Origin of the sequence: Streptomyces morookaense, from assembly GCF_013030945.1 — a bacterium.
Classification (GTDB): Bacteria; Actinomycetota; Actinomycetes; order Streptomycetales; family Streptomycetaceae; genus Streptomyces; species Streptomyces morookaensis.
This window is the reverse complement of record NZ_JABBXF010000046.1, coordinates 33,129-41,260: the sequence shown is the minus strand read 5'-3', so window position 1 is coordinate 41,260 and position 8,132 is coordinate 33,129. Positions and strand designations below refer to the sequence as shown.

The window sequence follows — 8,132 nt, the reverse complement described above, 5'->3', positions numbered from 1 at the left end:
CGGATGGAGACACAAGCGGAGGGAGTTGTATCGATCATTCGACCGCCCTGCAACAGTTCAGCGACAGCACGGGACTTCGACTTGAGATGATCACGCCCCTTTTATCGCGCCTTGCCCGGTAGGCGCTTTACCGAATCTTGCGAAAACCGCGATGTATTCAAAGGCAAGGCGAAAGACATCATTTAAAGAGAAAGGGGCGCGCTTCGGCGTGACGATCTGCATCACATCTCTTTCGGGGTCGTGTGATACAACCTGGGGCGGCTCCGTGTGTCTCCACTCATGTGCAGCGCAACTGCAGTCCAGGCCGAAAACCCCTTCCCCAGATGGGTCGTGAAACCATCTGACGGGCCCGTTAACTTACGTTCATGAGGAGCCAGATGAAGCGACGAATACGGCCTGGCCACCGACTGAGATCGGCAACGGCTTTGCTGCTAGGCATACTTGTCCTCTTGGTCATGCCACAGGATGTGTCCGCGGCTCATGCTGCGGTGATTCGTCAAGCCGAATGGCCCCTGGACAAACGGCACCTGAACGCCGATGCGATATGGCACATCACCGAAGGGCGAGGGGTCACGGTCGCCGTCATCGACAGCGGCGTCCAAGCCGACCATCCCGACCTCGCCGGGCAGGTAGTGCCCGGTGCCGGGTTCCTCGGGGACTCACATGACCGCGGCCAAGCCGATGTTTCCGGCGACTCGCACGGCACCGCCATCGCCGGCATCATCGCCGGCACCGGGGCCGCCAACGGCGGCTCCGGCATGATCGGCCTCGCCCCCAAAGCCAGGATCCTGCCCGTCCGGGTCACCGTCCACGCAACCGTCGAACCCACGGCACTCGCGCAGGGCATCACATATGCCGCCGACCACCACGCGCAGGTCATCAACGTTTCCCTCGGCATGCCCACCCCCGACCCGGTGCTCCGGCGCGCCATCGACTACGCGATCGGCAAGGATGCGGTCATCGTCGCCTCCGCGGGCAACAACGGTCGGAACGGGGACCCCACCCTCTACCCCGCCGCCTTTCCCGGTGTCGTCGACGTCACCGGCATCAACCCCGCAGGCCGCTTCTGGCCGGTGAGCGAATCGGGCCCCCGGACCACACTGGCCGCCCCGGCCACCGGCATCTACTCCACCAACAACCGTGGTCAATACGTCGATGCGGAAGGCACCAGCTACGCCGCAGCGTACGTATCTGCCGCAGCGGCACTCGTCCGCTCGGCCGCCCCCCACCTGACCGCCGGGCAAACCATCCGCCGCCTGATCACCACCGCAGATCCACACGGCCATCGCGATGACAACGGTCACGATGACCAGTACGGCTATGGCACCCTCAACGCCCTGGCCGCGCTCCACTCCACCGCGCCGCCGGGGAGCACGGCCAACCCCCTGCTGTCAGCCAACCCCCTTGGCTTTCACTCAAGTTGGCACCCCGCCATTTTTCTCGCCGTCACCGGAGGAGTCCTCGTAGCCGGTGCCGCCGCAGCCGTTCGCCTGCTTCGTCGGCGCCGGACTGCACCCCGGATCGGCAACGCATCGACCCGCACTGCCAGCAAGGGCGACGCGCGGGCAAAGAGACAAGGCAGCAAGAGCCAGGCAAGGAAAAGGCCTGCGAAACAAAAGGGCTAGTCCGGCCCGTCGTCCCCGTTCGCCCTCAGTACATCTCTCGTCGCAGTCCCGGAGGACCCATGCCCCTAGCCCTTGCCAGACTTCGTTCCCATCGACGTGCGTGGATCGCGGTCCTCATCTGCGCGGCTGTCATTGCCGGCCTTGTCATCTGGATCGCAGGCTCCGGTGATGACACTCCGCGCATTAAGGCCAACAACATCTCCCGCAACTTCCGCGCCTGCCTGCTCACTGACACATCCGACGCCGCTGCAACCGCCCCCCTATGGTCCGGAATGCAGGACGCTGCCCGCACAACACCAGTAAACGCTCAGCGCATTGTGGCTCCCACCACCACGACGCCTGACCTCGTCCCATACGTCAACAGCCTGGTATCACGCAAGTGCGGCCTGATCATCGCTGCCGGGATCAACCTCCACGACGCGGTCGCCACCGCGGCTCAGCACAACCCTCATCAGCAGTTCCTCTACACGGGAAACCCGACCCCCATCCACGCGGCCAATGTCACCCCACTCCTTCCCCCCACTCGAGAGGCTGTCAGCTCTGCAGTTCAGTCAGCGGCACAGAAAGCGCATTCATCTGACGCCTAGGGCCTGTCTGATGGGTCGGTGACGAGCCGAGAGGAGAACTCGTCGGGTCTGTCCAATCAACGGCCCTGTCTCACATTCGGTGGTGACGAAGGGTGTCGCTATCCGAGGAGAATGCGGTGGCGAAGAAGGGTGAAGCCGGCTCGTCCGTGCATCTGACGTGCGATCCGCTTGGTCTTGGTGTTGACGCCCTCGGTGGGGCCATTGCTGTATGGGAGTGTGAACGCGGCGATCACGGCGTCGTGGTCTCGCTCCAGACCCCGGGTGAAGGCGTGCAGGTGTGGCAGGTCGGCCGCGCGGACCTGGACAATCCAGCGTGTGTGGGCATCGGCGTTTCCCGCGTGAGGCTTCAGGAGCTGGGCGAAGGTCCGGATGCTGGAGGATAGTTGGGTCATCTCGGGGCAGGCGGCGGTGAGCTTGGCCAGGAGGTCGTGGTGTTCGGCCTTGAGGTTGTCGGGCCTGGTGAGCATCATCCGGGCGAGTCTGCGTGCGGAGATGTGGCTGCGGTCGGCGTCCGCGCGGCCCTGATTGATGTACTTGTGCAGGAGGTTGAGGCAGCCCGTGAAGCCGAGGGCCTTGATCTCTTCGAAGAGGTGCTTGACGGGGACGGCGGGGTCTTCGGCCCGGCGTTTGCGCAGGTGTTCGCGGTAGGGATCGACAAGGCTGGCGCGGTACTTGGGGACGCGGAGCACGCGCTCGGGCCGGTCGGCTCGCGCATAGCGTTTGACGATGTTCAGGGCCAGTTGCAGACGGCGGGCGCATTCGAGCAGGCTCACGCCCTGGTCGAGCAGGCCGTGGACCTGGTGCCAGCGTTCCAGGGTGCTCTGTGCGCGGGGCCCTTCGTACAGGGGTGCGTCCAGGACGGTGGCCCAGCAGCTGCTGTGGGCTTTGACCTCGCTCAGGGCTGCTTCGCACAGGTTGTGCCAGACATGCCACCTGTCGGCGACCTGTATCGCGCCGGGCAGGGCTCGGCGGATGGCCTCGGCGTAGGTCGCCGAGCCGTCACGGCACACGACCTCGACACCCGGATGCTCGCGCAGCCACACTTGAAGGGTTCCGGTCGTGCGGTCGGGCAGGACATCGATCCGCTCGTGGGTCTCGGCGTCGATCACCACGGTGGCATAGCGGTGCCGCCGGCGCAGAGCGAAGTCGTCGACGCCGATCACGCGGGGCACCCGCCGTGTGGGCAGCGGGATGCGCAGCAGGGTGCGTAGGGCTGTGTGACGCGAGAGGCCCATCGCGAGTTTCGCCAGCAGGCGTGATCCCGCGCGGCCTGCTAACTCTTTGACCACTGCCTTGACTTGGCTGGTCAGACGGGCCGTGCGGCGCTGGTATCGCTCCAGGACTCCGGGCACCTGCTCGCGGAAGGTGTGGTGGCAGCCGGGTGTGGGACACACCAGACGCCGCACCCGCACGCGGACGACCACCCGGCGGCCGTCGACCGGAACGTCGGCCACCGTTCGCCAGTGATAGCCGTGCACGCGTCCGGACGATGCCCCGCACACCGGGCAGACCGCGGTGTCCCGTGGGGTGCGTGCCCGCACCACGATCCGCTCGCCTTCGTCGGCCACATCCTCGATGACCAGCGGGGACAGCCCCGAGAACACCATCTGCACAAGCTCGTTGACATCCTTCACGTAGACGTCAACGTCCTCTCACGACTCTCCGTCACCACCGAATGTGAGACAGGGCCGTCTATTGGACACTCCCGCTCGGCACGGCCCCGCCGGGGACCGTTGCCGTTGGTGCGGCCTTCAGATGTGAAACTCGGGAGGGAATCCGGTCCAGCGCAGTTCTGCGGGCAGGTGTCGCATGTCGTTGTAGAAGAGCATCGCGGAGGGGCGGCTGGGTGCGTAACGGATGACTGTCAAGGCCGCGTTGCAGTGGTTGAGGCCCATCCAGCGCCATTCCGGAGCATTGTGAGCGGCCCGGATGAGCCAGCCGATGAGGAAGTTGTGGGTGACGATGAGTTCATGGCGAGGCTCGTCTCCCTGCACCGGGCCCGTGAACCGGGCGAGGGCCTCGCGGGCCAGTGCTGGTCCGCGCTCGCGCTCCTCCGAGGGGAGCTGAGCGAGATGCTGCAGCAGGGCGTCGGCAGCATCCGGCGGCAGTTCTTCCCTGTGCGGTAGGTAGGGGACGTAGTCCCCGGCCGGCTCGGAACGGTGAAGGGGAACATCGTCGAGCTGTTCGCTGATCAACCGGGCGGTCTGCTCCGCCCGGGTCAGCGGACCGTGGTGGATTACCGACAGCGGGACGCCCCGCAGCCGTTCACCGAGGAGAACGGCCTGGCGACGGCCGTTGTCGGTCAGACCGTTCTCATCCGGCGTGGCCTCGCCGTGCCGGGCCAGGTAGAGATATCGAGTGGCTGTTCTGGTCATAGGCTGGGACCCCTGTCACGTCATGATCCTGCGCATTGCCCCGATGGACGCGACAGGGATCCACTTGGTTGCGCCGGTGGCTGCTATGCCGACTCGCCCTTCCTCTTCGCCTTGGTGCGGGCCAGTCGGTAGGACTCGGTCCCGGTCTCGATGATGGTGCCGTTGAAGGTGAGGCGGTCGACGATGGCTGCGCAGAGGCGGGGGTCGGTGAAGGTCTTGGTCCAGCCTCCGAACGATTCGTTCGAGGCGATCGCGACGCTGTTTTTCTCTTCCCGCTCGGTGAGAACCTGGAAGAGCATCTCGGCCCCACGCCGGTCGAGTTCGAGATAGCCCAGTTCATCGATGCACAAAAGGTCCACACGCCCGTAGCGGGCGATGGTCTTGGTCAGCTGCTTGTCGTCGGCGGCTTCGACGAGCTCGTTGACGAGCTTGGCCGCGAGCACGTAGCGGACACGGAAGCCGGCCATCGCGGCGGCGGTGCCGGGCCGGCTGGAACCGCTGCGTGGGAAGCTGTCGAAGCTGGCCGACCGTGGATGGCTGCGCAAATTGCCCAACGGTACCTTCACCACCCGGCCATAGTTCTCCCGCCTGGGGGTCGTAACCAGGCGGTCCCCGGCGCGAGTTGATGATGTATGCCTACAACACCTCGGCCGAGGACCACAGTGAGCTTGTCTACCAGTGCCGACTGTCGCTGTCCACGCGGACCCTCACCTTCCTGACCGGGCTGCTGGGTGCCCATCTGAAGAAGATCCGCTCCCGGTGGCGCAAGCTGCCGGCCGGGCGGATCGCGGTGATCGTGCTGGCCGCACTGCGTCATGACCAGCGCCTGGCCGACCTCGCCCGCGGCAATCAGGTCTCGCGCACCACGGTGGACCGGTGGCTGAAGGGGATGATCGAACTGCTCGCCGCGCGGGCCCCGCGTCTGGAGCGCGTCCTGGCGAAAATCGCCCGGGAGGGTGGCAGCGTCGTCCTGCTCGACGGCTCGCTGATACCCACCCAGCGCCGCACCGGCCTGCCCATGAAACGCCGCTGGTCGACCAAGCACAAACGCCACGGGCTGCTGGTCATCGCCCTGACCGACATCAAGGGGCGGCTGCTGTGGACCTCCACCGCCCGCCCGGCACGGTTCGGAGATCACCGCCTGCCACCACGACGGCCTGGTCAGCCGGCTCCGCAAGGCGGGCCTCGCGGCGATCGCCGACCTCGGCTTCGTCGGCCTGGACGACGAAACCGGCGACCCGGCGGTCATCACCGGCTACAAGAAGCCCAAGGGCAAGAAGCTCCCGTCCGCGAAGAAGCTGGTCAACCAGCTGATCGCGGCGGAACGGGCAGTGTGTGAGCACGCGTTCGCGCCCTTGAAGAACTGGCGCGTGCTGGCCAGGCTCCGCCTCGACGTGAAGTGGGCCACCCGGCTCGTCCGCGCGCTGATGCTCCTCACCCAGCACGAGAACGCCCGCTGACCGACGACCTTCACGCCAGACAGCCGCCAACGACCAGCACGAGCACGGCATCATCCGCCTACGCCACCCTCGTGACCTGCGCATTCAGGATGAACACAACTCACTGATCTCGTTCTGTCCGCCTGCGGGGCGGAGTGACGTTGCGTACCGCAAGGCCGGGCGGCGCGCCGGCCGCGCCCTATCGCGGCGCTCTGTGGGCGCCAAGGTGGTTATGCGCCTTGTTGGGCGATGGGGTGCGGTGTAGAAGCTCGCGCCCTGATTTTAAGTCAAGACTTGGTATTGCCCCGCCCCCAAGGTGGCCTGCATGGGCCGTCATCCCGTTTCGCCGAGAGTGATCCTCCAAGTACGCACGGCAGCAGTGCGGTTGCCCGCAGTGCAACTGAGCCGGGGCGGGTGCGGCGACCATCCCGCTCGGCGACACGTGGCCCCCCTATGCCGATATGCCTGTTTTGACGGCGTGGCGGAGGATGACGCAGATGCATATGCACGTCTTTGCGCCCATCTACGGACCCCACCTAGCTTCATGATCGTCAACGCGAGTCGATCGGATGCCGCCAGACCTATCCCTGGAGGCATCCGATGTCACGATCTGGAGTAACTTGTGCGTACTGTCCGGAGATCTCCCGCCCGCTCCGTCGTATCGGCGGTGTCTGTCGCCACGGCCGTGACGGTCCTTGTCGGCGCTGCCTCGCCGGCTTTCGCCGACGGGACCCCGGCTGGCGAGGCCTCGCACGCGGCCTCGGTTGTGGAGAAGGCCACCGGCACCAAAGACCTTGCCCCCTCGGTGAGTTCCCCCGAGGCTGCCGCCACGGCTACCACAGACACCGGGTCGGGCGGCAGCGTCACCGTGACCGCCCCGCACGCGTCCACGCAGGACGTCAAGGCCACTGCTGCCGACGGCAGCTCCCTCGGCCTCAGGCTCGCGGGCGCCAAGGGCGTGACGGGCGTCAAGGCGGGCGCGGGCACCGTTGTCTACTCCGACGTGGTGAAGTCCACCGACCTGGCCGTCCAGCCGACCATCGACGGCGGGGCCCGGACCCTGGTGACGCTCAAGGACGCGTCCGCTTCCCAGGACCAGCGATTCAGCCTCAACCTGCCGCAGGGCACCCGTCTGATACCCGACGGTGACGGCGGCTTCGGCATCGTGAAGCCCGCCGGCGAGAACACCGCCATGGTGGTGGGATCCATTACGGCCCCCTGGGCCAAGGACGCCAACGGCAAGCCGGTAGCCACCAGCTACAAGCTCGACGGTGACCAGCTCGTCCAGCACGTCGAGACGAACAAGGACACGGCGTTCCCGGTCGTGGCCGACCCCAAGATCACCTGGGGCAACGTGACCGGCACCGCGTATTTCACCAAGGGCGAGACGAAGGCAGTCGCGCAGAACGGCGCACTCGCCGCCATGGGCACCTGGGCGCTGCCCCCGGGGCTGAACATCTACGTCACCGCGCACGCCGCTGCCATCACCACCACGGCGGTGAAGGCGCGCGACAACGGCAACTGCCTGAAGATCAAGTTTGCGGCGGGTCTCTTCGTCCCCGGCGAGTACTCCGGTGGATGCAACTAACAGGGCGCCGTACTGCCGCCAACCCGTCGCAGCACCCTGGCACCTGGCGGGTTGGACGGAGGCCGGCCGGGGAGAACGGAGCGGGTACGCTTCGTAACCCGGAGATTTTCCTTCCGGTGAAGGCCTTGGCCGGCCCGTTCACCCCAGGCCGGAGGAAGTTCCCGGACCAGATCAACTGCCGGACGACGTGCTCGACGACAGCACGGGGTTAGGAGCCATCACCTATGTGGCCCGTATACAGCGGAGCAGCGGCGTTAGTCCTCTCCGTCATCGCCATGTTCCTTGTCGGACGCCCGATCGACCCGGCATGGCGTGACAAAGCCGCACTCGTCGCCGGTGTCGTGGTGGCGATCGTGGTGGGCGTGATCGGACTCGGCGCGGGGGCGGAGCCGCCACTTGCCTGGTCCGCCGCGGTCCTGTGGGGAGCCAGCATCCTGCAAGGAACGCACCTGGCCCGCTCAGCCCGCGCAGGCCGCACATCCGCCAGCCGGTAACCCGCACTGCTGAAGTCATGTGCG

At 66.5% G+C, this 8,132-nt stretch carries 7 protein-coding genes and 1 pseudogene; 4 read left to right on the top strand and 4 right to left on the bottom strand.

The genetic code is table 11. The features are described from left to right. Positions 1–90: 90 nt before the first annotated feature. Complete coding sequence (locus HG542_RS35230; protein ID WP_255316041.1) at positions 91–222, bottom strand: hypothetical protein; 132 nt, start codon at positions 220–222, stop codon at positions 91–93. 233 nt (positions 223–455) lie between these two features. Here HG542_RS35230 and HG542_RS20465 point away from each other — a divergent pair, with 233 nt between their 5' ends. Next, on the top strand, positions 456–1,625 hold the full coding sequence (locus tag HG542_RS20465) for a S8 family serine peptidase (protein ID WP_229922805.1): 1,170 nt from the start codon (positions 456–458) through the stop codon (positions 1,623–1,625). 685 nt (positions 1,626–2,310) lie between these two features. Here the strand turns inward: HG542_RS20465 and HG542_RS20460 are convergent. From HG542_RS20460 to HG542_RS20450, 3 genes and pseudogenes are all read right to left on the bottom strand, one after another. Further along, positions 2,311–3,819 carry an ISL3 family transposase gene (locus HG542_RS20460; RefSeq protein WP_171083637.1) on the bottom strand — a complete coding sequence of 503 codons (1,509 nt, stop codon included), beginning with the start codon at positions 3,817–3,819 and terminating at the stop codon, positions 2,311–2,313. Between the two features lie 144 nt (positions 3,820–3,963). Next, entirely contained in the window at positions 3,964–4,587 is a 624-nt protein-coding gene (locus HG542_RS20455; RefSeq protein ID WP_171083518.1) for a histidine phosphatase family protein, read from the bottom strand. A gap of 83 nt (positions 4,588–4,670) precedes the next feature. Further along, a pseudogene (locus HG542_RS20450) lies at positions 4,671–5,069 on the bottom strand (ATP-binding protein); the annotation flags it as partial. Between the two features lie 651 nt (positions 5,070–5,720). On the opposite strand from HG542_RS20450, the gene HG542_RS35225 reads away from it, so the two are divergent. From HG542_RS35225 to HG542_RS20435, 3 genes are all read left to right on the top strand, one after another. Then, a complete protein-coding gene (locus tag HG542_RS35225) occupies positions 5,721–6,047 on the top strand; it encodes a transposase family protein (RefSeq protein ID WP_308438084.1) in 327 nt (108 codons plus the stop codon). Between the two features lie 847 nt (positions 6,048–6,894). Next, positions 6,895–7,614, top strand: a complete 720-nt coding sequence (locus tag HG542_RS20440; protein ID WP_171083516.1) for a hypothetical protein — start codon at positions 6,895–6,897, stop codon at positions 7,612–7,614. 275 nt (positions 7,615–7,889) lie between these two features. After that, a complete protein-coding gene (locus tag HG542_RS20435; RefSeq protein WP_171083514.1) occupies positions 7,890–8,108 on the top strand; it encodes a hypothetical protein in 219 nt (72 codons plus the stop codon). Positions 8,109–8,132 lie beyond the last annotated feature (24 nt).